A 26540-nucleotide genomic window follows, 5' to 3' on the forward strand; every position below is an offset into this window, starting at 1 on the left:
GGCGGCATCCGATTTCCCGGCGGTGCATTCCGGGATGTGCGAGGGGGCTTGACGGGTCGTGGCTGCCATGGCGCGCGTACGGGCCGGGAGGGGTCCGGAGTCCGGTGCGCGGACCGCCGGTGCCGGGGGTGGTGCCCGGAGCGGCACCGGAGGTGTCGTACCCCGGCCGGCGTCGGGGCGCGGGGCGCTGGGGCCGGTCCGGCTGCCGCAGTTGGTGCTGCTGGAGCTCGCGGCTGCCGTGGTGCTCGCCGGCTGGGCGGGTGGGCGGGTGGCGCTCGTCCCGGCCGTGGTGGTCGCGGCGGTGCTGGTGGCGCCGGCGTTCGTACGGCTCGGGCGGCGGCCCGTCGTGGAGTGGCTGACGGCCGTGGTGGCGCTGCGGCGACGGGCGCGGCGGGCGGCGGCGCAGCCGGTGCCGCCGGGTACGGATCCGCGTCTGGCGCCCCTGGTGGAGTGCGAACCGGCGCTGTGGACCGAGTCGTTCACCGATCGCGACGGGCGGCCGCTCGGGCTGGTCGGCGACGGCACGTTCTTGACGGCCGTACTGCGCGTGGACGCCGTGGACCGGCCGCTGCGTGCCTCGCGGACCGAGCGTGCGCTGCCGCTGGATCTGCTGCGGGACGCGATGGACGTGGACGGCGTCCTGCTGGAGTCGGTGCAGGTGGTGCAGAACACCCTGCCGGCGCCCGCCCCGCATCTGCCCGGGCAGGCGCTGCCCGCGCGGAACTACGCGCTGCTGCACGAGATGAGCGGCGCCCCCGCGGTGCGGCAGACCTGGGTGGCGCTGAAGTTCGACCCGGAGCTGTGCCCGGAGGCCGTGGCGGCGCGCGGAGGCGGCGCCGAGGGGGCGCGGCGCTGTGTGCTGCGCGCGGCGCGGCAGCTGGCCAGCCGGCTGCCGGGCGCCGGGTTCGCGGCGACGCCGCTGTCCGAGGAGGAGCTGACGGCCGCCCTCGCGGCGTCGGCCGACCTCAATCCGGCGGCCACGGCACGGGCGGGCCGCGCCGACGCACCCGCGCGGCGCACGGCGGAGACCTCGCGCGCCTGGCGCTGCGACGACCGCTGGCACTCGGTGTACTGGGTGAGCCGCTGGCCCCGGCTGGGGGCGGGCGGCGCGGGTCTGCCGCAGTTGGCCGCGCTGCTCACGTCGCTGCCCGCGCTGTCGACGACGCTGAGCCTGACGCTCGGCCGGGGACGGACGCTCGAAGGGCGGCACGCGCCGACGCTGACGGGGCATATACGGATATGCGGGCGCAGTGCGGATGAATTGGGCGCGGTGCGGCGCGAGTTGGAGCGGGCCGCCCGGGCGGTGAAGGTCGGGCTGGTCCGGCTGGACCACGAGCAGGTGCCGGGCGTGCTCGCCACGCTGCCGCTGGGAGGGACGCGTTGATGGACACTCCGGTGACGGCATCGCCCATGGCGGCGGCGCCTGTGGCGGCAGCACCCGTGATGGATCCGGCGGGGGCGGTCCCGGTCGGGGTGACGGACCTGGGCGGATCTGCGGCCCCGGCGCCCGCCCGTCGGGCGCGGTTCGGCTTCGGGCTGCTCGGGCCGCGCCGCGGGCGGCATGAGCTGGCTCCCGACGAGTTCGCGTCGCTGGCGCTGCCCGTGGGCGACGACGGGGTGGTCATCGGCTCCGACGAGCAGGGCACCCCCGCCGTCCTGGGCCTCGGGCGGCCCGTTCCCTACGAGGTGGTCCTGGTCGGCGGCGCGTGGACGGCCCAGGTCATCGCGCTGCGCGCGGTCGGCACGGGGGCGCGGGTCGCCGTCGAGACCGCACGGCGGCAGTTGTGGACGACGCTCGCGCAGTCGGCGAACAGCGGGCAGCAGTGCGTCACGCTCCACGACGTCGGCCGGATGCCGCCGCAGGGGCCGTCCGTGCACAGCCCCGTGCTCGTCGTCCGCGACTGCGGGGCCCGGCCGCCGCGCGGCCGTACGGGCCCGGCGCCCTGGCAGTCGGTGCTCACCCTGCTCCCCTATCCGAGCCCCACCACGCCGCGTCTGATGGCCCAGGCGGATCTGGTGGGCGTCCAGCGGGTGGCGCCCGACGAGGCCCGGCAGATCGGCCGGACGATGAACCTGCCGCCGGAGGACGTCGAAACGCTGTCCACGCTCCCCGATGGCATCACGCTTTGGTGCACGCGTTCGTCACGAATGTATGTCACCACCCTGCCGACCGAGCCGGAGACGGGTCTGCTGGGCGCCGCCCGGCGCATGGAGTGACACCCGGCTCCACCGGCGCGGGAGCGGTGTCGCCGCCCCCGCGCGGGGAAGCCTTGCCGCACCGAGGGGCGGGTGGTGGGGCGGGGGCGGGCCTGCCGCGGAGATGCGGATGACGATTAGTCTGTAAGAACGTACGCACGCACTGGAGAACCCGACGCCGGTCCTGTCCTGCGACGGATGGGGAAATCCGGGCGGTCGGGGCGACAGTAACGGTCGGCCCCGCCAGCTGAGTCCACCGAAACCCATGGGCAGCCGACCACACCAGCAGGAGGCATTGTGAGCAGCGATCGGGACGAGATCCGAGCGGCCGGGAAGACAGCCGGCGAGGACCGGTCCGACGCCGACCACCGGCCGGGATACGAACACGAGCCCGAGCACACGGGCGAGTTCACCATCGATTACACGCCGCCCGCGTGGTACACGCAGGGCGCGCCGGCGGCGGCGCCCGCGCCCACGCCGGCGCCGCCGGTTGCTCCGGTCGCGCCTGCCGCACCTGTTGCTCCGGTTGCGCCTGTTGCTCCAGTTACACCGCTTTCGTCTGCTCCGAGCGGCGAGGACGCGTGGGCCGCCCCGGCTCCGGCGCCCGCGCCGGCCGAGGCCCCGGCGCCCGCGTGGACCCCGCCTCCCGCGCCCCAGGGCTCCCTGCCGCCGCTGCCGCCCAACTTCCCGCCCGCGGCCCAGCAGACCGCTCCCCCGGCCGCCTGGCCGCCGCCCCCGCAGGCTCCGCACCCCGCCGCGCCGGACCACGGGATGCCGCACCCCGAGGCGGACGCGCCGGTCGCGGCCCGGAGCGCCGACGCCGGGAAGCCGGTGGACGCCGTGGCGGCCGTGGCGGCGAAGAGCGACGTGCCCGCCGTCACGGCTTCGCCCGACGAACCGTCCGACGAAGCGGTGGCGCCTGTCGGCGGCGAGGCCCCGCAGCCCGTGCCGGCCGTGCCGACCGCATCGACTACTTCGTCCCAGGACGAGGACGGCACGGCGGGCGACGCCCGTACGCCGCAGGTCGCGGACGCACCCCCGGTGGCCCCCGCGCCGACCGGTGACGGCGCACCGGCCGTCCCGGGCGCACCGGCCGCCCCCAGCGTTCCCGGCGCACCGGCCACTCCCGCGCCGACCGGCTTCGACAGCGCGCCCGCCGCGGCTCCGGCCGGTAACCCCGCACCCACCACTCCCCCTCCCCCCGTGCCGAGCGCGCCCGCTCCGACCGGTGACGGCGCCCCCGGCGCACCGGCCGTCCCCGGCATTCCCGGCGCGCCCAACACCCCCGCGCCCTGGGGCGCCCCCGTCGCGCCCGCCCCGTACGGTGTCCCGGGCGTGCCGCCCGGTCCCGTGCCCGTGACAGAGGTGCCCGGCGCGGCACTGCCGCAGCCGGTCCCCGGCGCCCCCGTGCCGCCCGGCATGCCCGGTGCGCCCGGCATGCCCGTTCCCAACGCCGCCTCGCCGCAGGCCGGTTACGGCTACCCGCGTCCCGAGGGGGCGCCCGTGCCGCCGTCGTACGACGGCTACGGCTACCCCCGGCCGGACGGCGCTGCCATGCCGCCCTCGGCCACGCCCCAGGACGGCTACGGCTATCCGCGACCGGCCGCACCCGCAGAGCCCAGCGCGTACCCCGGCGCGCTGCCTCCCGCCACCGCGCCCGGGCAGCCGCAGCCCGGTATGCCCGGGGCCTACGCCCAGCCGGGCGCGCCGGTGCCCGGCATGCCCCTCCCCGGCGCCGAAGCGGCAGCGGCAGCGGCAGCGGCCCACCAGGCGCCGCCCGGCGCCCTCCCGCCGGCCATGGACCCGGCGGCGCACCCGGGCGCGTACCCCGCCCAGGCCCCTGGCCAGACCCCCGGTCAGGCCCCCGGCCAGCCCGGTGTCCCCGAGGTCCCTGTCGACCCCCGGGCCGGCGGCTGGCCGACCGTGACGCCGGAGCAGCGCCAGCGGTCCGTGCACGGCGCCCCGCTCGGTTTCACGGCGGCGGTCGAGCTGTCCTCGGAGCGGCTGCTGAAAGCGAAGCAGAAGCCGAAGAAGCAGAACCCGGCGGCCCGCTTCAAGTTCGGCGCCAAGAAGGAGGAGGCCGAGCGGCAGCGCAAGCTGGAGCTGATCCGTACGCCCGTCCTGTCCTGCTACCGCATCGCGGTCATCAGCCTCAAGGGCGGCGTCGGCAAGACGACGACCACCACCGCCCTCGGAGCCACGCTGGCCACCGAGCGCCAGGACAAGATCCTCGCGATCGACGCCAACCCCGACGCCGGTACGCTCGGCCGCCGGGTGCGCCGGGAGACGGGCGCGACCATCCGCGACCTCGTCCAGGCGATCCCGCACCTCAACAGCTACATGGACATCCGCCGTTACACGTCCCAGGCGCCCTCCGGACTGGAGATCATCGCCAATGACGTGGACCCGGCCGTCTCCACGACCTTCAACGACGAGGACTACCGGCGCGCCATAGACGTGCTGGGCAAGCAGTACCCGATCATCCTCACCGACTCGGGCACCGGCCTCCTCTACAGCGCGATGCGCGGGGTCCTCGACCTCGCCGACCAGCTGATCATCATCTCCACGCCGTCCGTGGACGGCGCGAGCAGCGCCAGCACCACCCTCGACTGGCTGGCCGCGCACGGCTACGGCGAGCTGGTCTCGCGCAGCATCACCGTGATCTCGGGGGTCCGGGAGACCGGAAAGATGATCAAGGTCGAGGACATCGTCTCCCACTTCGAGACGCGTTGCCGGGGCGTCGTGGTCGTGCCCTTCGACGAGCACCTGGCCACCGGCGCCGAGGTCGATCTGGAGATGATGCGGCCGAAGACCCGCGAGGCGTACTTCCACCTCTCCGCCATGGTCGCCGAGGACTTCGTCCGCGCCCAGCAGCAACAGGGCCTGTACGCGGCGCCCCACCAGGCCCCGCCGATGCCGGGCGGCTACGCTCCCCAGCCCGCGCCCGAGGCGCAGTACAACCCCTACGGGCAGGGCATGCCCCAGGCCCAGCCGGGGAGCCCGTACGGCCAGCCCCAGCCCCAGCAGCCGCAGCCGCCCCAGCAGGACGGCTGGGCCCTGCCGCCGCAGCAGTAAGCGGTGACAGCGCAGGGCCCCGGGCACGAGGTACGTGCCCGGGGCCCTGCGCTGTCTCGTGTCTCGGCTAGCCCGCGACGACCGCCGCCTCGTGCGCGGCGACCAGGTCGCGCGCCTGCTTCACGTCCTGGGCCATGCGGTCCAGCAGCGCGTCGATGGACGCGAACTTCTCCATGCCGCGCAGATACGCGAGGAAGTCCACGGCCGCGTGCATCCCGTAGAGGTCGAGGCCGACGCGGTCGATGGCGTAGGCCTCCACCGTCCGCTCGGTCGCGTCGAACTGCACGTTCGTCCCGACCGAGATGGCGGCCGGCATGGCCTCGCCGCCGACGGTCAGCCAGCCCGCGTACACCCCGTCGGCCGGGATCGCGGTGTGCGGCAGGGTCTCCACGTTGGCCGTGGGGAAGCCGAGCTCGCGGCCGCGCTGGGCACCGCGCACGACGACGCCCTCCACGCGGTGCGGCCGGCCGAGGATCTCCATGGCGCCCGCGACGTCGCCCTCGGCGACCAGCCGCCGGGTCAGCGTCGAGGAGAACGGCAGCCCGCCGCCCGCCTCGCCCGAGACGAAGAGGTCGATGACCTCGACGTCGAAGTCGTAGGTGCCGCCGAGCTCCTTGAGGAACTCGACGTTGCCCGCGGCCCGGTGGCCGAAGCGGAAGTTGGGGCCCTCGACGACGAGCTTGGCGTGCAGCTTGTCGACCAGCACCTTGACCACGAAGTCGGCGGGCGACAGCTTCGAGAACTCCGCCGTGAACGGCAGGACCAGCACCGCGTCCACGCCCAGCTCGGCGATCAGCTCCGCGCGCCGGTGGTGGGGCGCCAGCAGCGGCGGGTGGCTGCCGGGGCGCACGACCTCGCTGGGGTGCGGGTCGAAGGTGACCACGACCGAGGGAACGCCCAGTTCCCTCGCCCGGTCCACCGCACGACCGATGATCAACTGGTGCCCGCGGTGCACGCCGTCGTACGAGCCGATGGTGACGACGCTGCGCCCCCAGTCCTGGGGGATGTCCTCCAAGCCACGCCAGCGCTGCACTGTCCCCGCTCCTCGCCCGAACCCGAACCTTTGTCTGTCTGATGACGCAGGTCTAAGAGTGCCATGCCGGTTGGCGGCGTCCCGCATCGGCCGGTGCGGTGCCGGTCACGTCGGCTGGGTGCGCGGGATCCGACGCGCCCCCCTGACCCCCTCCACCCCCCTTCTCACGCCCCGCGGTCAGACGGATACGGGCGCTCGGGCCCACGACCACGGCCCACTGGGCCGGTGCGGATTTCAGCCAACCGCGAACCTGGGCGCCGAAGACCGGGATCTCCCGGGCGAGCTGGGTCAGTCTCCGGTCGAAGCAGGCGGCGCCCTCGGGCGTACGCGCCATCAGCAGGCCCGTGCGGTGCACGAGGTCGCGGGTACGGGCCTCGGTGCGCTCGGCAGCGCCCGCCGCCACCGCGCGCAGCAGGGCGTCGAGGACGGTGGCGTCACGGTCGTACGGCCCGTACTCCTCGCGCTCCATCAGCACCTCCAGCAGCTCCTGGCGCAGGGGGCGCGAGGTGGCCGTGCCGGGGCCGGCGAGGACGGGCGCGAGGGCGCGGCGCACCTGGGGCGTCCCGGTGCGCAGCAGGTCGACGACGAGCGGGAAGAGCACGGCACGGGCGGTGGGGCCGCACTCCAGACGGCGGTCGACGAACTCGGCGGCGTTGACCGCGCCCTCGGGGCGGTGGTCGACGTGCTCGCGCACCAGCGTGGTGATCCGCCGGGCCAGGGTGGCGGGGGCGGAGATCCCGGCGAGGGTGCGCAGCACGGCGGCGGGCCGCTCCCCCGGCTCGTACAGCCGCGCCCGGAAGGCGTCGAGCACCTGGTCGGGGTGGGTGTCCAGGGCGGGGGCGAGCACGTCGGGCGGGAGGTCGGGCTCGCCCGTGGCGAAGGCCGCGAGGGCCTGCGGGAGGTACCGGGCGCGAGTGTCGGGGTCGCCGACGAGCAGGGCGAGCGCGGTGCCGTGGAGGGTGCCCTCGTCGGGCCGCTCCAGGAGGGCGAGCGCGGCGTAGCGCAGCAGCTCGCGGTCGGCGGACGTGACGACGTGCGGGGCGGTGCGCAGCGCGTACGCGGCGGCGGCCACGTGGCGCTCGACGCGGTCGTCGTGGGCCCAGCGGTCCACGGCCCGGCACAGCGCGGAGGGCTCGTCCTCGGCCAGGGCGGCCAGCAGTTCATCGGCCCGGGGGTGGGCGGCCTCCACCAGCGCCTCGGTCAGATCGTCCACGGCCCGGCGGCGGTGGGTGTGGAGGAGGGCCTGGGCGGCGGTGGCGACGGTGAGGCGGACCCTGGCCCCGGCGGGGGTGATCTGGAGGGGGCGCTCGTCGGCGAACCAGCGGCACATGAGGGGCTGCGCGGCGCAGGGGTCGGCGGTGAAGAGGGTCACGACGGCGGTCAGGAACCGGTCGGCGAGCGCCGCCGTGGCATCGCCGGACGTACGCCGACGGGCGGGCGGGGCGGCCGCCGCCGCGCCCTTGTGGGCGGGGCTGTCGGCGGCCTCATGCTCACCGCCCTCCTCGCCCTCATCAGTCATGGCGGGCACCTGCGGTTCCGGATGGAGCTCTACCTCCACCTCCAGCTCGATCGACTCGATCGGCTCGTCCGGCCCGGCGGGCTCCTGGGCTCCGCCCGGCTCCTGCCCGGCGGCGGAACGGGTCCGGGCCCACGCGTCCGACCATCCCTCGCTGTACGGCACGCCGGGTTCGCGGGGCTCGTGGGGTTCGTACGCCCCGGGGCGGGCGGAGGTGTAGGAGATGACGCGTTCCTCCTCCGGGACGGCCTTCCGGGGCCGTCCCAGCACCGGGGGGCGCCCGGCACCGTTCCACTCCTCCCCCGCGCCCCGCGCCTGGCCGGGAACACGCGGCGCCTGGCCACCCCAGGGGGCGCGCGCGCCGCCGGACGCGCGGTCCGCCCGGCCGTTCCCGGTGGCCCCGCGCCCGTCGGCCCAGTCGGACGCCTCCGGCTCGCCCCCGCCGCTCCCTGCCGCGTGCCAGGCCGCACCGGCGCAAGCCGCCGCCGGGCCCCTGCCCCGAGCCCCCGCCCGAGCCGCTCCCCGCTCTTCGCCTGCCCGAGCCGCCCGAGCCGCGTCCGCGCCACCGTCGGGAGCACCTCGGCCTGCGGCGCGGCCCGCAGTGCCGGCATCCGCTGCGGCAGCCGCCGCCCCGGACGTCCCACGTACCTCGTCCGACTCACCGGTCCCGGCACCACGACCCCCATCAGGCACCGTGGCACCGCCCTGCCCCGGGACCCGCCCGGCCGTACCAGCGCGGCGGTGCGCACCGGAACCGGCCGCACCACCGGTCGCACCACCGGTCGCACCACCGGCGGCGCGCGCCCCCGCGCGCCCCGCGCCCGCCCGCGCCGCACCACGCCGGGCCCCATCGGACCCGTGGGCACCCTCCCGGCCTCCGTCCCTGCCTCCGTCCCGGTCTCCCTCCCCGTCTCCATCGGCCCGCGCCGCACCCCCGCGCGACTGCCCCGGTACCGCCGCCCGCGCCGTCCCGCCCGTCGACGGCGGGGCCGACAGGGCCGCCGCCTCCTGCATGACGCCCGGGGGCGGGCCGTCGGCCGGGATCAGGACGCGCAGGAGCTCCAGGCGGTCGGCTAGGCCGAGCGGCAGCCGCAGCCAGAACCAGGGGCCGAACTCCGCGAGGCCGCCCAGGGTGCGTCCCGCCTCGCTGTCGAAGCCGCCGACGGCCAGGGAGCGGGCCGTGACGCGCTCGGCCAGGAGGCGGAGCACGCCCAGGTACGGCGTGGCGTCGGGGACGCGCAGCAGGGTCTCGCCCAGGAGGTGGGCGGCCCACCAGGCGGGGTCGCCCAGGCGGCGGCCGGCGCCCTCCTCCTTGGCCTCGGCCTCCGCCGCCCGCTGGGAGAGGGTCTCGATGGCGTGGACGAGGGCGCTGAGGCGGCGGGAGAGCTCCGTCGGGCCCGAGCGCCGGGCGAGCAGGAGCATGGCCGCGAGCACGGGCCCGATCCGGTGGCGCGGGACCGGCAGCGGGCGCGGCGGCTCGGCCGGGCCCCCGCCGCGCTTACGGCGGCCCTTCGCCCCGCCGCGCCCGGCCCCGGAGCCGGGCGGCGGCGGCACATGGCCGCCCGGCGTGGGCAGCGGCCCCTTGCCGCCCGTGCGGGAGGGCAGCCGCACGGCGGCCTCGGCGGGCGGCCCCGCCGGCTCGTACCAGCGGTGCACCAGCGCGTAGAGCGCGGCGTCGAGGTCCAGGTGGGAGCCCTGCACCCAGTCGGCGAACTCCTCGTGGGCGAAGCGGTAGCCGGAGCCGGCCGGGACGAGGAGGCCCTCCGTGAGGACGGCGGAGGCCCAGCCCGTGCGCCAGGGGAACAGCTCCTCGAACGCCTCCCGCTCCAGCTCCCCCTGCCCCGGGCCGAGGCAGCGCCGGGCGGCCTCGTGGACCTGCCCGGCCACCCGGGCCGCGAGCCGGCGGACGGCGGGGCCGCGCAGCGGCGGGCGGCGGGAGGCGGCGAGGCGCACGGCGATGCGCAGACAGATCAGGTCCAGGTAGGCGGAGAAGACGCCCCACCGGTCGGGGGCGGCCTCCCCGGTGCCGCCGGTGCCCACCGTGCCGTCGGGCAGCGCCGCCCGGACCTCGGCGAGCAGCCGCAGGGCGAGGGGGTGGGCGGCGTCGGCGGGGTCGACGGCGCCCGGCGGGATGCCGTAGGAGGCCCGGACCTCGGCGGCCTGGGCGGGGGTGAGTCCGGGCAGCCGTGAGCAGGGCGGCAGGGCCCGGGGGCCCGAGGGCGGGGGCAGGGCGCACGGGCCGCCGCCGGGGCGGTGGAGGATGCCGGGCGGGAAGAGGGCGCCGGCGGTCTCCCAGTGCTCGGGGCGGCAGGCGACGATCAGCCGGGAGGAGCTCTCCTCCAGCCAGCGGACGGTCGCGGCGGTCCAGGCGGGCAGGGCGTGGGCGAGGACGGGCGGCATCTCCTCGGGCCCGTCGAGGAGGACGAGCAGGGGGTGGCCGACCCGGCGGGCGAGCCCGGCGACGGCCTCGGGCGTGGCGGCGGAGGTGTCCCCGATGGTGCCGGCGGGGCCCGCCGAGGCGGTGACGATGCGGCCGGCGGCCTTGAGGGCCCGGGCGATCGCGTCCCGTACGCTCTCGTCGCCCACGCGCAGGTCCGCGCCGCGCAGCCAGAGGGTGGGCGCGGGCTGGGCGCCGCGCGCCCGGCGGCCGGCGAGCGCGCCGAGCTCAGTGGTCCGGCCCGTACCGGGGTCGCCCACGAGGCCGAGCACCAGGGCGTCGCTCTCCGCGCCGGGCTCCCCGTCCAGGAAGCGGGCGAACTCCCGCTCGGTCTCGGGGCGCTCCACGGGATCGCGCCAGACGCGCGGGGTGACGACCGAGCCCAGGGCGGTGGCGGTGAGCTGGAGGGCGCCGGCCAGATTGAGGTCGGCGCCGAAGGCGGGGACGGTGGCGGAGTTGCGGTCGAGGAGCTCCGCGAGCGCCCCGCCCGGGCAGGACGCCGCGGCGGCCCGGAGCGGGATGGCGAATCCGGCGGCCCGGCGGTCGGCCTGGAGCGCGGTACCGAGGACGGCGACGACCGCCCCCGTACGGGCGTCGAGGACGGGCCCGCCGGTGGCCTCCTCGCCGAGCCGCAGCCCCGAACGGCCGGACAGGGACAGCTCCAGCGCGGCGCCGAGCAGATGGAAGCGGTCGGTGGCGGTGTAGGTGACCGGGACGTCGCCGATGATCCGCGCGTCGTACCAGCGCCCGGCGCGCAGCCGGACGTCCTTGTCGTCCTCGAAGCTCACGGCCGCGGCGACCGGCAGCGGGGGGACGCACAGGCCCTCGGTGCGCACCAGCGCCAGGTCGTACTCGGGCAGCGGCGTGACGTTCTCGGCGCCGACGACGCAGGTCAGATCGCCCGAGGCGTGGAGCACCAGCCTGGCCAGTCCGTCGACCGCCTCATGGCTGGTGATCAGGGTGCCGCGGTCGTCGGCGAGGAATCCCGTCCCGCGCTCGCGCCCTGCGAGGTCGCGAATGCGTACGAGCGATTCCTCGGCATCGGTCCGCCGACCGTTCATCTCCGTCGAACCTCCCCGGCGTGCTGGTCCACACGACGGTAGGCAGCGGATGATCGGCGAAACCAGATCACATCCTGAACGCGCCCCCTTCCACCCCCCTGGTTCACTCCGAGCGCCTGCCCGTTGGGGTGAATCATCCGTCCCGGATGGATAGAGACCAGGGGGAGGGGGACCGTGGGGCGGGGAAGGCGTCGCAGTCGACGCGCTCCCCGCCCCACGGTGGGTCCGGCCAGGGCCGGGAAAGGGTCCGCCGGCGAGGAGTCCGCCGGACGTAAGGGGTCCGCTAGACGAAGACCGCCAGGCTCTTGGCCCGTCCGCCCTGGTTCTCCACCAGCACGAGGAAGCGGCCGTCCGGTCCGTAGACCGCGATCGGGCCCGTGGTGTCGAACAGCGGCACCTTGATCCGGACGCCGTTGCCCAGCAGCCGGGCCTGCTCCTCGTTCACGTCCCAGCGCTGGAAGGCGGCGGCCGCCGCCTCGGCGACGGGCATCACGCTCAGCTCCTCCTGGAGCTGCTCGAGCGTGCGGGCGTCGCCGATCCCGTAGGGGCCGACGCGGGTGCGCCGCAGCGCCGTGAGGTGGCCGCCGACGCCCGTGTCGGCGCCCAGGTCACGGGCGAGCGCCCGGACGTAGGTGCCGGAGGAGCAGACGACGGACACCAGCAGGTCCTGCACCGGGGTGCCGTCCTCCGCCTGGGCGGGGATCACGGCGTGGAGGGTGAAGGACGAGACGGTCACCGGCCGGGCGGGAATCTCGAAGTCCTCGCCCTCGCGCGCCCGCTTGTACGAGCGCACGCCGTCTATCTTGATCGCGCTGACCCTGGACGGGACCTGCATGATCGCGCCCGTGAGCTTGGCGATGCCCGCGTCGACGGCCTCCCGGGTGACCCCGGAGGCATCGGTGGAGGAGGTGATCTCCCCCTCCGCGTCGTCGGTCACCGTGTTCTGCCCGAGGCGGATGGTGGCCACGTACTCCTTCTCGGTCAGCGCGAGGTGACCGAGGAGCTTGGTGGCCCGCTCGACGCCGAGGACGAGCACACCGGTCGCCATCGGGTCGAGCGTCCCCGCGTGGCCGACGCGCCGGGTGCGGGCGATGCCCCGCATCTTGGCGACGACGTCGTGCGAGGTGAAGCCGGCCGGCTTGTCGACGATGATCAAGCCGTCCGGACCGCTGTACTTCTCCTTCATCAGGCGCCGGCGCCCTTTTCGTCGCTCTCGTCCTCGCCCGGCTTGCGGTACGGGTCCGCGTCACCGGCGAAGGTCGCGCCCGAGGACGCCTCGCGCACCTGGGCGTCGGAGGTGCGGGCCCGGTCGAGGAGGTCCTCGATGGTCCGGGCGTTCTCCGGCAGGGCGTCCGCCACAAAGGTCAGCGTCGGCGTGAACTTGGTGCCCGCGGCCCGGCCGACCTCGGAGCGCAGGATGCCCTTGGCGCTCTCCAGTCCGGCCGCGACGCTGGCACGCTCCTCGTCGTCGCCGTAGACCGTGTAGAAGACCGTAGCCTCCCGCAGGTCGCCGGTGACCCGGGTGTCCGTGATGGTCACGTGCGATCCCAGCCGCGGGTCCTTGATTCCGCGCTGGAGCTTCTGGGCGATGACCTCGCGGATGAGGTCCGCCAGCCTCTTCGCCCGCGCGTTGTCGGCCACTGGTCCGTCTCCTTCTCGTCTTCCTGCATTGTGCTCTCGGCGCCGCCGACGCGCTCAGTCGTCGTGCTCGCCGTGGAACCGCCGTCGTACCGACAGCAGCTCCACCTCGGGCCGTGCGGCGACCAGGCGCTCGCAGCGGTCCAGTATGTCCGTGAGGTGCCCCGGGTCCCCGGACACCGCCGCCACCCCGATGGTGGCCCTGCGGTGGAGGTCCTGGTCGCCGACCTCCGCCACGCTCACCGCGTATTTGCGGTGGAGCTCGGCGACGATCGGGCGGACGACGGAGCGCTTCTCCTTCAGCGACCGGACGTCACCGAGGAGGATGTCGAAGGACAGCGTCCCTACATACATATGTAACGGGTGAGGCCCACCCGGGAGGCGTGAGGTTTTCCCGTACACGGTGTACGGACTCACCGAACCGTACACGCAACGGCCGGGGCCGATCGACGGAAATATGATCCGCCGACCGGCCCCGGTGCAGCTACCCGGCTGTTCAGCCGCGCGGCTTCTCGCGCATCTCGTACGTCGCGATGACGTCGTCGACCTTGATGTCGTTGAAGTTTCCGAGGTTGATACCACCCTCGAAGCCCTCGCGGATCTCGGTGACGTCGTCCTTGAAGCGACGCAGACCGACGATGTTGAGCTCCTCCGCGATGACCTTGCCGTCGCGGATGAGGCGCGCCTTGGTGTTGCGCTTGACCTCGCCGGAGCGGATGAGAACACCCGCGATGTTGCCCAGCTTGGACGAGCGGAAGATCTCGCGGATCTCCGCCGTACCGAGCTCGACCTCTTCGTACTCCGGCTTCAGCATGCCCTTGAGGGCCGCCTCGATCTCCTCGATCGCCTGGTAGATGACCGAGTAGTACCGGACGTCGACGCCCTCGCGCTCGGCCATCTGCGTGGCACGGCCCTCGGCGCGGACGTTGAAGCCGATGACGATCGCGTCGGAACCGGTCGCCAGGTTGATGTCGGACTCGGTGACCGCACCCACGCCGCGGTGCAGCACGCGGATGTCGACCTCCTCGCCCACATCGAGCTGGAGCAGCGAGGACTCGAGAGCCTCGACCGAACCGGACGCGTCACCCTTGATGATGATGTTGAGGTCCTGGACCAGACCGGCCTTGAGCACCTTGTCGAGGTCCTCGAGGGACACCCGGCGGGTGCGCTTGGCGAAGGCGGCGTTGCGCTCGCGCGCAGCGCGCTTCTCGGCGATCTGGCGGGCCGTGCGGTCCTCGTCGACGACGAGGAAGTTGTCGCCGGCGCCCGGGACGTTGGTCAGACCGAGGACGAGGACCGGGGTCGACGGACCCGCCTCTTCCACGTTCTGGCCCTTGTCGTCGAGCATCGCGCGGACACGACCGTAGGCGTCACCGGCGACCATCGTGTCACCGACGCGGAGGGTACCGCGCTGGACGAGGACGGTGGCCACGGCGCCGCGACCGCGGTCGAGGTGGGCCTCGATCGCGATGCCCTGCGCGTCCTGCTCCGCGTTGGCGCGCAGGTCGAGCGCGGCGTCGGCGGTGAGGACGACGGCCTCGAGCAGCTTGTCGATGTTCAGACCCTGCTTGGCGGAGATGTCGACGAACATCGTGTCGCCGCCGTACTCCTCGGCCACCAGACCGAACTCGGTCAGCTGACCGCGGACCTTGGTCGGGTCGGCGCCCTCGACGTCGATCTTGTTGACCGCGACCACGATCGGCACGTCGGCCGCCTTGGCGTGGTTCAGCGCCTCGATCGTCTGCGGCATGACACCGTCGTTGGCCGCCACCACGAGGATCGCGATGTCGGTCGACTTCGCACCACGGGCACGCATGGCGGTGAACGCCTCGTGACCCGGGGTGTCGATGAAGGTGATCTTGCGGTCCTCGTCGTTGACCTCGGTCGTCACCTGGTAGGCACCGATGTGCTGGGTGATGCCACCGGCCTCGCCCGCGACCACGTTGGTCTTGCGGATCGCGTCGAGGAGTCGGGTCTTACCGTGGTCGACGTGACCCATGACGGTCACGACCGGCGGACGCGCGACGAGCATTTCCTCGCCGCCCTCGTTCTCACCGAACTCGATGTCGAAGGACTCGAGCAGCTCGCGGTCCTCCTCCTCCGGGCTGACGATCTGAACCTGGTAGTTCATCTCGCCGCCGAGGAGCTGGAGCGTCTCGTCGGAGACCGACTGCGTGGCCGTGACCATCTCGCCGAGGTTCATCATCACGGCGACGAGCGACGCCGGGTTGGCGCCGATCTTCTCCGCGAAGTCGGTGAGGGAGGCACCACGGGAGAGACGGATCGTCTCGCCGCCGCCGCGCGGCAGCATCACGCCGCCCACGGACGGGGCCTGCATGGCCTCGTACTCCTGGCGACGCTGGCGCTTGGACTTGCGGCCACGACGGGCCGGACCGCCGGGACGGCCGAAGGCGCCCTGCGTGCCGCCACGGGCACCCGGACCACCGGGACGACCGCCGAAGCCGCCACCCGGACGACCGGCGAAGCCGCCGCCACCGCCACCACCGGGGCCACCGCCACCGGGACGACCGGCGAAACCGCCGCCGCCACCGGGACGACCGCCGCCGCCCGGACCGGCCGGACGACCGGCGAAGCCCGGACGGGCACCGCCGCCACCGGGACGACCCGCGCCGCCACCGGGACCGCGACCGCCGCCACCGGGGCCCGGACGCGGGCCGGCAGCCGGACGCTGCGGCATCATGCCCGGGTTCGGGCGGTTACCGGCCGGAGCGCCACCGGGACGCGGGGCGCCACCGGGGGCACCCTGCGGACGGGGCATGCCGCCGGGGGTCGGGCGCGGAGCGCCGCCCTGCGGACGCGGGGCGCCGCCGGGGCCGCCCTGCGGACGGGGAGCACCGGGACCGCCGGCACCCGGACGCGGGGCGCCACCCGGACGGGGGGCCTGCGGACGGGCCATGCCGGTGGAGCCACCGGAGGTGAAGGGGTTGTTGCCCGGACGGGGACCGGCCGGACGGGCGCCACCGGGACGCGGGGCGCGCTCGCCGGGACCACCGGCACGCGGGGCACGCTCGCCGGGGCGGCCGCCCTCACGCTGACCGGCGGGACCCGGACGGGCGCCGGGGCGCGGGCCGGGAGCACCGGGACGTGGCGCGGCGGGACGCTCGGACGGCGTGGCCGGGGCCGGCGCGGAGAACTCCGCGGCGGGCACCGGGGTGACCGGAGCCGGCTTGGCCGGGGCGGCCGGAGCGGGCTTCGGGCCCGGACGCGGACCGGGCGTCGGCGCGGGGCCGGCGGCCGGCGTCGCCGGGGCGGGCTTGGGGGCCGCGGCCGGCTTCGGGGCCGGGGCGGCGGGACGGGGGGCCTGGGCACCCGGAGTGGGGGCACCAGGCTTCGCGGGCGCTGCCTTGCGCGGCGCCGCGGGCTTCGCAGCGGACTTGCCGGCGCTGCCGCCGGGCCCCTGCAATGCGTCAGTCAACTTACGGACGACCGGCGCCTCGATGGTCGAGGACGCCGAACGGACGAATTCACCAAGTTCTTGGAGCTTGGCCATGACGACCTTGCTCTCCACTCCGAACTCCTTGGCGAGTTCGTATACCCGGACCTTAGCCACTTCGCTCCTTCTAGGTCCGGGTGTCCGCCGGACCGTCGCTACTTCATGGGCGTACTCATCGCGTACTCATCGAGTGCTCATCGCAATCTCGACCTACTTCCAACTCGCGAGGTACCTGACATGGGTCATCCCCGCGTGATGCGGGGCCGATCTCTACTGCTGACCGGTCTGTTCGACGTACCGGCGGAGCTCCGCCGTGTCGAGCGGCCCCGGGACCTTGAAGGCCCGGGGAAACGCCCGGCGGCGCACCGCCAGATCGAGGCAGACCAGTGTGGGATGCACGGAGGCACCCCGGCCGGGCAGCGTACCGCGAGGGTCGGGGACGCACGATCCCTCGATCACCACGGTCCGCAGCAGTTCACCCTTGGCCGCTCGCTCCCGGCACCCCACACAGGTGCGCTCAGGGCATGCGCGGGCATGCGTCCGGCCAGACACTGGTTAAGTCTACCTCCCCGCGCGGACCTCACCCCTTCGGGGCACTGGTCGCGCACGTATGCGTTTCGGCCATGATCGGCTGGTTTCACGGGCCGCGGCCCGGCTCCGCCAAGGGCGGAAGCGGCCCACCATGGTTGTTTTACGGACCTTTCGGGGCCGCTCGGGGCGCCGGGTGCGCGCCCCCGTCCGCTTCCGGACGCCGGTACGCGACTCAGTCGCGCTCGGACGGCTGCTCGGTGTCCGGACGGATGTCGATCCGCCAGCCGGTCAGCCGGGCCGCGAGCCGGGCGTTCTGCCCCTCCTTGCCGATGGCGAGGGAGAGCTGGTAGTCGGGGACGGTCACCCGGGCGGAGCGGGCGGCCAGGTCGACGACCTCCACCTTGCTCACCCGAGCGGGGGACAGCGCGTGCGCCACCAGCTCGGCCGGGTCGTCCGACCAGTCGACGATGTCGATCTTCTCGCCGTGGAGCTCGGCCATGACCGCGCGGACCCGGCCGCCCATCGGGCCGATGCAGGCGCCCTTGGCGTTGAGGCCGGAGCGGGTCGAACGCACCGCGATCTTGGTGCGGTGACCGGCCTCGCGGGCGATGGCGGCGATCTCCACCGAGCCGTCCGCGATCTCCGGGACCTCCATGGCGAAGAGCTTCTTCACCAGGTTGGGGTGGGTACGCGAAAGGGTCACGGACGGGCCGCGGACACCCTTGGCCACCCGGACGACATACGTCCGCAGCCGGGTGCCGTGCTTGTACTCCTCGCCCGGAACCTGCTCCTGGACCGGCAGGATGGCTTCCAGCTTGCCGATGTCGACCAGGACGTTCTTGGGGTCCTTGCCCTGCTGCACGACGCCCGCGACGACGTCGCCCTCACGGCCGGCGAACTCACCGAAAGTGATCTCGTCCTCGGCGTCGCGCAGACGCTGGAGGATGACCTGCTTCGCGGTGGTCGCGGCGATCCGGCCGAAGCCGGAGGGGGTGTCGTCGAACTCGCGGGGCTCCTCGCCCTCGGCGAGGTCCTGCGGGTCCTCCTTGGCCCACACCGTCACATGCCCGGTCGACCGGTCCAGCTCCACGCGGGCGCGGCGGCGGCTTCCCTCGGTGCGGTGGTAGGCGATGAGGAGGGCCGACTCGATCGCCTCGACCAGCAGGTCGAAGGAGATCTCCTTCTCTCGCACCAGACCCCGCAGGGCACTCATGTCGATGTCCACGGCTACGCCTCCTCTTGAATCTCGTCGGATTCGTCTGCTTCGGCCGGGACGTCGCCCTCGGCCGGCTTGCGGTTGAACTCGATCTCCACACGCGCCTTCGCGATCTCGGCGAAGGCCAGGCGGCGGGCGGTGGGCTTACGGCCCTTGACGCCCGGCACCTCCAGGTCGAGCCCCTCGTCGTCCACGGCGACGATCCGCGCGACGAGCTCGCCGCCCTCGGCGAGCTGCGCCTTGATCAGCCGGCCGGTGGCCCGGACATAGTGCCGGTGCTGCGTCAGGGGACGGTCGGCACCCGGAGAGGTGACCTCGAGAACGTAGGGGGCCCCGCCCATCACATCGGTCTCGTCGAGCTTCTCGGAGATGTCACGGCTCAGGTCCGCGCACGCGTCCAGCTGGACGCCCTCGTCGGAATCGACCACGATGCGCAGCACACGCCGCTTTCCGGCCGGTGTCACCTCGACCTCTTCCAGCTCCAGCTCCCGCGCGCTCACGAGAGGGGCCAGCAGCTCGCGCAGCCGCTCGCTCTGGGTGGTGCTCATCCGGGTGACTCCTCGGCCGCGTGTGCTGTTGTGGGAAAGACGCGTGTCAGGTCAAAGCCTATCTGTTCCGGCAGCCGACTGACGATTCGGTGCCCGGTCCACGGCCGCCGGGTCCCGCGCCGGTACGCTCGCGTGCGGCGATCACTTGCGGCCCAGGCCCGTGGAACGCCCGCCCCACCAGGACCCCGACGGGCCGGCGCGCCCGGCGCGCCGCACAGAGCCCACAAGGCGGAAAGAGGAACGTGCCGCTCACGACTTCGACGCGGGGTGCGAACGGCCCGCGCAGACGCAGGGTACTGGCGGGCGGCGCCGCCGCCCTGCTGGCCGGCGGCGCCGGCGCGCTGCTCTCCGCCTGCTCCTCCGCTTCCGCCGGCGACCCGGACGCCGCCGAACGCTCCCCCGGCGCGGCGCGGCTGAGGGAGCGTGCGGCGCGGGACAGCGCCGCGCTGCTGGAGCGGTACGACGCCACGCTCGCCGCGCACACCGCCCTGACGGCCCGGCTGCGGCCGCTGCGGGCCGAAGTCGCGCGGCACGCCGAGGCGTTCGCCGCTCCTGGGACGAAGTCCCCGTCGGCTTCCGCTTCCGCGTCCGCATCCGCTTCCTCGGCGTCGCCCGCCACGCCGGCCGCGCGCGTCGAGGTGCCCGAGGAGGAGAAGGCGGCGCTGGCCGCCCTCGCGGACGCCGAGCGACGCACCGCCGACACCCGGACCGCCGCCCTCGGCTCCGCGCCGCCCGAGCTCGCCCGGCTCCTCGCCTCCGTGGCGGCGGCGGGCGCGGCGCACGCCTACCTGCTGACGGAGGGCGGCTCATGACGGCGGCCGGGGCCGGGCGCGCCCGGCAGGAGACGGTGGCCGCCGCGCAGGCGGCGCTCGCGGCCGAGCACGCGACGGTCTACGGCTACGGGATCGTCGGCGGGCGTGTCGACGACACGCGGGCGGGCGAGGCCCGTGAGGCCCACGACGCCCACCGGGCCCGGCGGGACGCGATGAGCCGCGCGGTACGGGCGCTGGGCGCCGCGCCGGAGGCGGCCGCCGCCGCGTACACCCTGCCCTTCCCCGTACCGGACGGGGAGGCGGCGGTGCGGCTCGCGGCGGAGCTGGAACGACGGCTGACGGCGGTCTACGCGGATCTCGTCCGGGCCGCCACGGGGAGTCTGCGCGCCGAGGCGGCGACCGGGCTGCGGGAGGCGGCGGTCCGGGCGGTGCGCTGGAGCGGTGGCAGCGTAGCCTTCCCTGGGCTCGCCGATCGGGCCTGATCAGCGGAGAAGGCAGGAAAGGGAACGCTCAGGGATGGCCATCACGAACGACCGCCTCGAACCGCCGCAACGGCTGGTTCGGACCCTGGGCGCGGACCCCGCCGCCGACGAGGCCGCCCGCCGGTGGCTCTCGGACCTCCCGGGCATCGCCCGGGAGTGGCTGACGCGCTGGGAGCTGACACCCGATCGGGTGCAGTGTCCCGGCGGCCGCACCAGCATGGTCATCCTCGTCCGGCAGGCCGACGGCACGCCCGCCGCGCTCAAGCTCTCCCCGCCCGACGGCACCACCGCGGCCGAGCACGCCGCGCTCGCCCACTGGGACGGCCGCTCGGCCGTCCGCCCGCTGCGCGTGGACGCCGAGGGCGGGGCGCTGCTCCTGGAGCGACTGCACGCCGACGTCAGCCTGCGCTCGCTGGCCGAGCAGAAGGCGCAGCTGGAGGCGGCGGCGACGCTCCAGCGGCTGTGGGTGGCGCCGCCCGCCGGGGAGCACCCCCTCGCCACCGTGGCCGACCGCTCGGCGGCGCTGGCCGAGGCGCTGCGCGCGTGGCGCGGGCTGCCGTGGGCGGCGGACGCCCGGGGGCTGGTCGACGAGGCCGTCGAGCTGCGGGACGGCCTGACGGCGGACGCCCCGGCGGAGCCGGCGGTGCTGCTGCACGGCGAGTTCCACCAGGGCAACGTGCTGGCCGCCGACCGGGTGCCGTGGCTGGCGATCGCGCCCCGCCCGCTGGTGGGCGAGCGGGCGTACGACCTGGCGTGGCTGGTGCGCGACCGGCTCGACACGCTGCTGGCGGCGCCGGGCGCGGCGGCCGCGGCGCGGCGGCGGGTGACGAAGCTGGCGGAGTCCCTGGAGGTCGACGCGGACCGGTTGCGCGGCTGGACGGTGTTCCGGGCGACGGCCGCCGGGATGCGGGAGCTGTCGCTGGGCGCGCGGGGCCGGGGCGAACTCCTCCTGGAGTTCGCGGACTTGCTGTGACACCGCGCGGGGCGGCCCGTGCTCACCCCAGCAGCGGCAGCGAAGCCCCCATCACCGCGTAGGGGCTCGCCGCGCTCGGACTGTGTACCCCGGGGGCAACCCCCGGACCCCCGGCCGGTCCGGGCTCACCCCAACAAGGGCAGCGAAGCCCCCATCACCGCGTAGGGGCTCGCCGCGCTGGGGAAGACCACATGGCGGGCCAGGTCGCGGTAGCCCAGTTTGCGGTAGAGCGCCCGGGCGGGGCTCTCCTTGTCGATGGCGGAGAGGATGGAGCGGGGCTCCTCCGCGTCGGCCGTGATCGTCGTGATGAGGGCGCGGCCGATCCGCCGGTTCTGGTAGGCGGGGTGGACGTGGAGCTCGGTGATGACGAAGGCCCCGTCGAGCCAGCCGTCCAGTCCGTTGGCGCGCAGATACGGCTCGACGACCGTGGACCACCAGTGCGTACGGTCGTTGGGCATGCCGTAGACGAAGCCCACCAGGCGGTCCTCGGGCGTGGTGGCGCCCAGGGCCCGGGCGCCGGGGCAGGTGAGGTGCCGGAGCACGATGTGGCGCCGGACGTCGACCTCCTCGGGTGTCAGCCCGAAGGCGAGGGCCTGGACGGCCAGCGCCTCGTCCACCCGGGAGGCCAGGTCGAGCGGGCCGACCACGATGTCATCCATGCCCGGGAGGCTACCCATGCGGGGTCCCGTGCCTCATCAGAACAGCACGCTCATGAACGCGCCGACTTCCTGGAAGCCCACGCGGCGGTAGGTGGCCCGCGCCGCGGTGTTGTAGTCGTTGACGTAGAGGCTCACCACGGGGGCGACCTCGCGCAGCGCGTAGCCGAGCACGGCGGCCATGCCGGTCACGGACAGCCCCTTGCCCCGGTGCTCGGGGGCGACCCAGACGCCCTGGATCTGGCACGCCAGGTCCGTGGCGGCGCCGATCTCGGCCTTGAAGACGACGCGGCCGTTCTCCACGCGGGCGAAGGAGCGCCCGGAGCCGACGAGTTCGGCGACGCGTGCCTGGTAGAGCAGGCCGCCGTCGCCGGCGAGCGGGGAGATGCCGACCTCCTCGGTGAACATGGCCACGCACGCGGGCATGATCGTCTCCATCTCGTCCTTGCGGACGCGGCGGACGAGGGGGTCGGGGGCGATCCCGGCGGGCATGGTCCGGGTGACCATGAGCGGCTGGTGGGCGCGGACCTCGCGGGCCGGACCCCAGTGGGGTTCCAGCAGGCTCCACAGCTCGGCCGTGGCCGGGGCGGGGCCGACGATGGAGGAACAGCGGCGTCCGCTCCGGCGGGCGCGGTCGGCGAAGGCGCGTACGGCCTCGGGACCCGCGCCGATGGGGACGAGGTTGGCGCCGGCGTAGCAGAGGGACGCGAGGCGGCCGCCCGCGTACCAGCCCCACATCTCGCCGCCGAGCCGCCAGGGGTCGAGGCCGGCGACCTTGACCCGGGCTGCGACGAAGGCGTTGGCGACGGGGTCGCGGTCGAGGACGGCGAGGGCGGCGTCGAGATCGCCGGGCTCCAGGACCTTGGTGGTGGTCGTCGTCAGCACGTGTCGGAATGCCTCACCGTCGCGGGCCCGAGGCCGGGGGAATCAGGTCCTGGCACTGTACCTCCCGCCTCCGCCGCCCACCCGCCGCGCCGCCGATATGGCGCCGCCCCGCCCGGTGCGCGGACGGGGCGGGGCGGGGCGGGGCCGGGGCGCGGGCGGTCAGCCCGCGACGCTGATGGTGGGCTCGCCGGAGGCGACGCCGTCCTTCTCCATCTGCTCGGCGATCTTCATCGCCTCCTCGATGAGGGTCTCGACGATCTTCGACTCGGGGACGGTCTTGATGACCTCGCCCTTCACGAAGATCTGGCCCTTGCCGTTGCCGGAGGCGACGCCCAGGTCGGCCTCGCGGGCCTCGCCCGGGCCGTTGACGACACAGCCCATGACGGCGACGCGCAGGGGCACCTCCATGCCCTCCAGGCCGGCGGTGACCTCCTCGGCCAGCTTGTAGACGTCGACCTGGGCGCGGCCGCAGGACGGGCAGGAGACGATCTCCAGGCGGCGCTGGCGGAGGTTGAGGGACTCCAGGATCTGGATGCCGACCTTGATCTCCTCGGCCGGCGGGGCGGAGAGGGAGACCCGGATGGTGTCGCCGATGCCCTCGGAGAGCAGGGCGCCGAAGGCGACGGCGGACTTGATGGTGCCCTGGAAGGCCGGGCCGGCCTCGGTGACGCCGAGGTGCAGCGGGTAGTCGCACTGGGCGGCCAGCTGGCGGTAGGCGTTGACCATGACGACCGGGTCGTTGTGCTTGACCGAGATCTTGATGTCGCGGAAGCCGTGCTCCTCGAAGAGGGACGCCTCCCAGAGGGCGGACTCGACCAGCGCCTCGGGGGTGGCCTTGCCGTACTTCTGGAGCAGGCGGCGGTCCAGCGAGCCGGCGTTCACACCGATGCGGATCGGGGTCCCGGCGTCGCCGGCGGCCTTGGCGATCTCCTTGACCTTGTCGTCGAACTGCTTGATGTTGCCGGGGTTGACCCGGACGGCGGCGCAGCCGGCGTCGATGGCGGCGAAGACGTACTTCGGCTGGAAGTGGATGTCGGCGATGACCGGGATCTGCGACTTCCTCGCGATGATCGGCAGGGCGTCGGCGTCGTCCTGGGTCGGGCAGGCGACGCGGACGATCTGGCAGCCGGAGGCGGTCAGCTCGGCGATCTGCTGGAGGGTGGCGCCGATGTCGGAGGTGCGGGTCGTCGTCATCGACTGGACCGAGACGGGGGCGTCGCCGCCGACGGCCACGGAGCCGACCTGGATCTTGCGGCTGACCCGGCGGTCGGCGAGCTTGGTCGGAACGGAAGGCATTCCAAGCGAAATCGCTGTCATCTGGCGAGCAACCCCAAGGTTTGAATCATGGTCCCGAGATCGGCGGGCTCCGGCATCCGAGGTTACGGCACGCGGTCCCTTCGGGGCACATCCACCGGGGCCCGGGGCGGCGCCCCGGGCCCCGGCGCCTACGTCAGCCGCACCGGGTTCACCACGTCCGCGATCAGCACCAGCAGCGTGAAGCAGACGAAGATGCCCGCCACCACGTACGCCACCGGCATCAGCTTCGCCACGTCGAACGGACCGGGGTCCGGCCGGCGGAAGACCTTGGCGAGATTGCGCCGGACCGACTCCCACAGGGCGCCCGCGATGTGCCCGCCGTCCAGCGGGAGCAGCGGCAGCATGTTGAAGAGGAACAGCGAGAGGTTGAAGCCGGCGACCAGGAAGAGCATGGTCGCGATCTGCTGCGACGGCGGGATGTCGAGGTTGAACACCTCACCGCCGACGCGGGCCGCGCCGACCACGCCCATGGGCGAGTCGGGCTTGCGCTCGCCGCCGTCGAAGGCCGCGTTCCACAGGTCCGGGATCTTGCCGGGCAGGGCGATCAGCGACTCCACGCCGGACTGGACCATGTCGCCCATGCGGTCGACGGACTGGCCGAAGGACTGCTGGACGACGCCCGAGGCCGGGGTGAAGCCGAGGAAGCCCGCGGTGACGTACTCGCCCTTGATGGGCGTGCCCTTGCCGTCGTACTTCTGGACCTGGTTGGAGATGAGGTCCGCGTGGAGGGTCTTCTCGACGCCGTCGCGGACGACGGTGATCGTGGCCGGTCCGGTGGTCTTGCGGATCTCCTTCTGGAGGGTGGTCCAGCCGTCGACCTTGTGGCCGTCGAAGGCGACGATCCGGTCCTTGGGCTGGAGGCCGGCCGCCTTGGCCGGGGAGTCCTTGGCGCCCTTGGGGCACTTGTCGGTGGCGGCGCTGGCGGAGACCACGCAGTCCGAGACGGCCGAGACGGTGGTCGTCTGGGTGTTGACGCCGAAGGACATCATCACGCCGAGGAAGATCGCGACGGCCAGGACCAGGTTCATGAACGGGCCGGCGAACATCACGATCACGCGCTTCCAGGGCTTGCGCGTGTAGAACATCCGGGTCTCGTCGCCCGGCTGGAGCTCCTCGTACGCGGCCGAGCGGGCGTCCTCGATCATGCCGCGCCAGGGGGAGGTGGAGCGGGCGCTTATCCGGCCGTCCTCGCCGGGCGGGAACATGCCGATCATGCGGATGTAGCCGCCGAGCGGGACGGCCTTGATCCCGTACTCGGTCTCGCCCTTCTTCCGCGACCACAGCGTCGGCCCGAAGCCGACCATGTACTGCGGCACACGGATGCCGAACATCTTCGCCGTGGACAGGTGGCCCAGCTCGTGCCAGGCGATGGAGAAGAGCAGGCCCACCACGAAGACGACTATCCCGAGGACCGTCATCAGTATCGTCATGCGCGGGCCTCCGAGGTCGCTTTCGCCGTACGGCCGCCCGTGCGGGCCGCCAGTTCACGGGCCCGGGCACGGGCCCAGGTCTCCGCCTCCAGGACGTCCGAGAGGGTCAGGCGAGTTCCCACGGCGGGGGTGCCGTGTTCCGCGACCACCTCGGCGACGGTGTCCACGATCCCATTGAACGGCAGGTGTCCGCTCAGGAACGCGTCGACGCACTCCTCGTTCGCTGCGTTGAAGACGGCCGGGGCGGTCCCGCCGAGCGTGCCGACGTGCCGGGCCAGGCCCACGGACGGGAAGGCCTCGTCGTCGAGCGGGAAGAATTCCCAGGTGGAGGCCTTGGACCAGTCGAAGGCGGGGGCGGCGTCGGGCACCCGCTCGGGCCAGCCCAGGCCGATGGCGATGGGGCCGCGCATGTCCGGCGGGGTTGCCTGCGCGAGGGTGGAGCCGTCGGTGAACTCCACCATCGAGTGGACGTACGACTGCGGGTGGACGACGACCTCGATGCGCTCGAACGGGATGTCGTAGAGCAGGTGGGCCTCGATGACCTCCAGGCCCTTGTTGACCAGGGTCGCGGAGTTGATCGTGATCACCGGGCCCATGGACCACGTGGGGTGGGCCAGGGCGTCCTTCGGGGTGACGGTGGCCAGCTCGGCCTTCGTCCGGCCGCGGAAGGGGCCGCCGGAGGCCGTGACGACCAGCTTGCGGACCTCGGCGCGGGTGCCGCCGAGGAGGGCCTGGAAGAGCGCGGCGTGCTCGGAGTCGACCGGGATGATCTGGCCGGGCTTGGCGAGGGCCTTCACCAGCGGCCCGCCGACGATCAGCGACTCCTTGTTGGCCAGGGCCAGGGTGCGGCCCGCCTCCAGGGCGGCGAGGGTGGGGGCCAGGCCGATGGAGCCGGTGATGCCGTTGAGGACCGTGTGGCACTCGCCACGGGCCACCTCGGTGGCCGCGTCCGGGCCCGCCAGGATCTCCGGCAGCGGCTCGGTGCCGTAGCGGGCGGCCAGCGCCTCGCGCAGCGCGGGCGCCTTGTCCTCCTGGGCGACGGCCACCGTGCGGACCCTCAGTCTGTGCGCCTGCTCGGCGAGGAGCTCCACCCGGCCGCCGGCGGCGGACAGCGCGGTCACCGTGAACCGCTCGGGATTGCGCAGCACCAGGTCGATGGCCTGGGTGCCGATCGAGCCGGTCGAGCCGAGGATCACGATCTCGCGCGGGCCGTCGTGGTCGCGGCCGGGGGCGGAGTAACGCAGGTGGGGGTCAGCGAGGCAGTCCGTCATCCCCCCATTGTGGCCGTACCGCCGGTGCGCACCGACAGGGCGTCCGGC

20 protein-coding genes are annotated in these 26540 nt (G+C 74.4%); 6 read left to right on the plus strand and 14 right to left on the minus strand.

The genetic code is table 11. The features are described from left to right. The first annotated feature begins 67 nt into the window (after positions 1-67). From eccE to ACFYZR_RS09585, 3 genes are all read left to right on the plus strand, one after another. A complete protein-coding gene (gene eccE, locus ACFYZR_RS09575) occupies positions 68-1384 on the plus strand; it encodes a type VII secretion protein EccE (RefSeq protein ID WP_391908513.1) in 1317 nt (438 codons plus the stop codon). A gap of 59 nt (positions 1385-1443) precedes the next feature. Then, entirely contained in the window at positions 1444-2217 is a 774-nt protein-coding gene (locus ACFYZR_RS09580) for a hypothetical protein (RefSeq protein ID WP_391908516.1), read from the plus strand. A gap of 276 nt (positions 2218-2493) precedes the next feature. Next, on the plus strand, positions 2494-5271 hold the full coding sequence (locus tag ACFYZR_RS09585; RefSeq protein ID WP_391907441.1) for an SCO5717 family growth-regulating ATPase: 2778 nt from the start codon (positions 2494-2496) through the stop codon (positions 5269-5271). A gap of 67 nt (positions 5272-5338) precedes the next feature. On the opposite strand, the gene ACFYZR_RS09590 is transcribed toward ACFYZR_RS09585, so the two are convergent. The 9 genes from ACFYZR_RS09590 to rimP all read right to left on the minus strand — a co-directional run bounded on the left by ACFYZR_RS09590 (position 5339) and on the right by rimP (position 18705). Further along, positions 5339-6304 carry a bifunctional riboflavin kinase/FAD synthetase gene (locus ACFYZR_RS09590; RefSeq protein ID WP_391907445.1) on the minus strand — a complete coding sequence of 322 codons (966 nt, stop codon included), beginning with the start codon at positions 6302-6304 and terminating at the stop codon, positions 5339-5341. 52 nt (positions 6305-6356) lie between these two features. Further along, entirely contained in the window at positions 6357-11318 is a 4962-nt protein-coding gene (locus tag ACFYZR_RS09595) for a hypothetical protein (RefSeq protein WP_391907447.1), read from the minus strand. Between the two features lie 283 nt (positions 11319-11601). Further along, the gene (gene truB / locus ACFYZR_RS09600) at positions 11602-12504 is read right to left on the minus strand and encodes a tRNA pseudouridine(55) synthase TruB (protein ID WP_391907450.1); all 903 of its coding nucleotides are present in this window, start codon (positions 12502-12504) and stop codon (positions 11602-11604) included. Next, complete coding sequence (gene rbfA, locus ACFYZR_RS09605; RefSeq protein WP_391907453.1) at positions 12504-12959, minus strand: 30S ribosome-binding factor RbfA; 456 nt, start codon at positions 12957-12959, stop codon at positions 12504-12506. Before rbfA ends, truB begins: the two co-directional genes overlap by 1 nt. A 54-nt stretch (positions 12960-13013) precedes the next feature. Then, positions 13014-13310: a DUF503 domain-containing protein gene (locus ACFYZR_RS09610; RefSeq protein WP_391907455.1), complete on the minus strand. Its 297-nt coding sequence runs from the start codon at positions 13308-13310 to the stop codon at positions 13014-13016. A gap of 142 nt (positions 13311-13452) precedes the next feature. Then, on the minus strand, positions 13453-16527 hold the full coding sequence (gene infB / locus ACFYZR_RS09615; protein ID WP_391907457.1) for a translation initiation factor IF-2: 3075 nt from the start codon (positions 16525-16527) through the stop codon (positions 13453-13455). A gap of 153 nt (positions 16528-16680) precedes the next feature. Continuing rightward, positions 16681-16962 carry a YlxR family protein gene (locus ACFYZR_RS09620; RefSeq protein ID WP_391907460.1) on the minus strand — a complete coding sequence of 94 codons (282 nt, stop codon included), beginning with the start codon at positions 16960-16962 and terminating at the stop codon, positions 16681-16683. 211 nt (positions 16963-17173) lie between these two features. After that, positions 17174-18166, minus strand: a complete 993-nt coding sequence (nusA, locus tag ACFYZR_RS09625; RefSeq protein ID WP_189451036.1) for a transcription termination factor NusA — start codon at positions 18164-18166, stop codon at positions 17174-17176. A 2-nt stretch (positions 18167-18168) separates the two neighbouring features. Then, entirely contained in the window at positions 18169-18705 is a 537-nt protein-coding gene (gene rimP / locus ACFYZR_RS09630) for a ribosome maturation factor RimP (RefSeq protein WP_391907463.1), read from the minus strand. A gap of 242 nt (positions 18706-18947) precedes the next feature. Here rimP and ACFYZR_RS09635 point away from each other — a divergent pair, with 242 nt between their 5' ends. From ACFYZR_RS09635 to ACFYZR_RS09645, 3 genes are read left to right on the plus strand one after another with little or no spacing between them, the layout of a single operon-like run. Continuing rightward, positions 18948-19517, plus strand: a complete 570-nt coding sequence (locus tag ACFYZR_RS09635) for a hypothetical protein (protein ID WP_391907465.1) — start codon at positions 18948-18950, stop codon at positions 19515-19517. Next, positions 19514-19960 (plus strand): ferritin-like domain-containing protein, encoded by a 447-nt coding sequence (locus tag ACFYZR_RS09640; protein ID WP_391907468.1) that lies wholly within the window; start codon positions 19514-19516, stop codon positions 19958-19960. The genes ACFYZR_RS09635 and ACFYZR_RS09640 overlap by 4 nt, the downstream gene beginning before the upstream one ends. A gap of 34 nt (positions 19961-19994) precedes the next feature. Beyond that, entirely contained in the window at positions 19995-20933 is a 939-nt protein-coding gene (locus ACFYZR_RS09645) for an aminoglycoside phosphotransferase family protein (RefSeq protein ID WP_391907470.1), read from the plus strand. Between the two features lie 125 nt (positions 20934-21058). Here ACFYZR_RS09645 and ACFYZR_RS09650 read toward each other — a convergent pair whose 3' ends face one another. The 5 genes from ACFYZR_RS09650 to dxr all read right to left on the minus strand — a co-directional run bounded on the left by ACFYZR_RS09650 (position 21059) and on the right by dxr (position 26492). After that, positions 21059-21592: a GNAT family N-acetyltransferase gene (locus ACFYZR_RS09650; RefSeq protein ID WP_391907473.1), complete on the minus strand. Its 534-nt coding sequence runs from the start codon at positions 21590-21592 to the stop codon at positions 21059-21061. 36 nt (positions 21593-21628) lie between these two features. Next, entirely contained in the window at positions 21629-22474 is an 846-nt protein-coding gene (locus ACFYZR_RS09655) for a GNAT family N-acetyltransferase (RefSeq protein ID WP_391907476.1), read from the minus strand. A 159-nt stretch (positions 22475-22633) separates the two neighbouring features. Beyond that, a complete protein-coding gene (ispG, locus tag ACFYZR_RS09660; protein WP_311614070.1) occupies positions 22634-23791 on the minus strand; it encodes a flavodoxin-dependent (E)-4-hydroxy-3-methylbut-2-enyl-diphosphate synthase in 1158 nt (385 codons plus the stop codon). Between the two features lie 128 nt (positions 23792-23919). Next, complete coding sequence (locus tag ACFYZR_RS09665; RefSeq protein WP_391907479.1) at positions 23920-25221, minus strand: M50 family metallopeptidase; 1302 nt, start codon at positions 25219-25221, stop codon at positions 23920-23922. Next, the gene (gene dxr / locus ACFYZR_RS09670; RefSeq protein ID WP_391907482.1) at positions 25218-26492 is read right to left on the minus strand and encodes a 1-deoxy-D-xylulose-5-phosphate reductoisomerase; all 1275 of its coding nucleotides are present in this window, start codon (positions 26490-26492) and stop codon (positions 25218-25220) included. The genes ACFYZR_RS09665 and dxr overlap by 4 nt, the downstream gene beginning before the upstream one ends. Positions 26493-26540 lie beyond the last annotated feature (48 nt).

The organism is Streptomyces sp. NPDC001678 (assembly GCF_042892945.1).
GTDB lineage: Bacteria > Actinomycetota > Actinomycetes > Streptomycetales > Streptomycetaceae > Streptomyces.

Coding starts and splice junctions, on each gene's coding strand:
- ACFYZR_RS09595 (WP_391907447.1), bottom strand. CDS start 11,318: ATGAACGGTCGGCGGACCGATGCCGAGGAATCGCTCGTACGCATTCGC.
- ACFYZR_RS09580 (WP_391908516.1), top strand. CDS start 1,444: ATGGATCCGGCGGGGGCGGTCCCGGTCGGGGTGACGGACCTGGGCGGA.
- ACFYZR_RS09665 (WP_391907479.1), bottom strand. CDS start 25,221: ATGACGATACTGATGACGGTCCTCGGGATAGTCGTCTTCGTGGTGGGC.
- ACFYZR_RS09645 (WP_391907470.1), top strand. CDS start 19,995: ATGGCCATCACGAACGACCGCCTCGAACCGCCGCAACGGCTGGTTCGG.
- ACFYZR_RS09640 (WP_391907468.1), top strand. CDS start 19,514: ATGACGGCGGCCGGGGCCGGGCGCGCCCGGCAGGAGACGGTGGCCGCC.
- dxr (WP_391907482.1), bottom strand. CDS start 26,492: ATGACGGACTGCCTCGCTGACCCCCACCTGCGTTACTCCGCCCCCGGC.
- eccE (WP_391908513.1), top strand. CDS start 68: ATGGCGCGCGTACGGGCCGGGAGGGGTCCGGAGTCCGGTGCGCGGACC.
- ACFYZR_RS09610 (WP_391907455.1), bottom strand. CDS start 13,310: ATGTATGTAGGGACGCTGTCCTTCGACATCCTCCTCGGTGACGTCCGG.
- ACFYZR_RS09650 (WP_391907473.1), bottom strand. CDS start 21,592: ATGGATGACATCGTGGTCGGCCCGCTCGACCTGGCCTCCCGGGTGGAC.
- ispG (WP_311614070.1), bottom strand. CDS start 23,791: ATGACAGCGATTTCGCTTGGAATGCCTTCCGTTCCGACCAAGCTCGCC.
- rimP (WP_391907463.1), bottom strand. CDS start 18,705: ATGAGCACCACCCAGAGCGAGCGGCTGCGCGAGCTGCTGGCCCCTCTC.
- truB (WP_391907450.1), bottom strand. CDS start 12,504: ATGAAGGAGAAGTACAGCGGTCCGGACGGCTTGATCATCGTCGACAAG.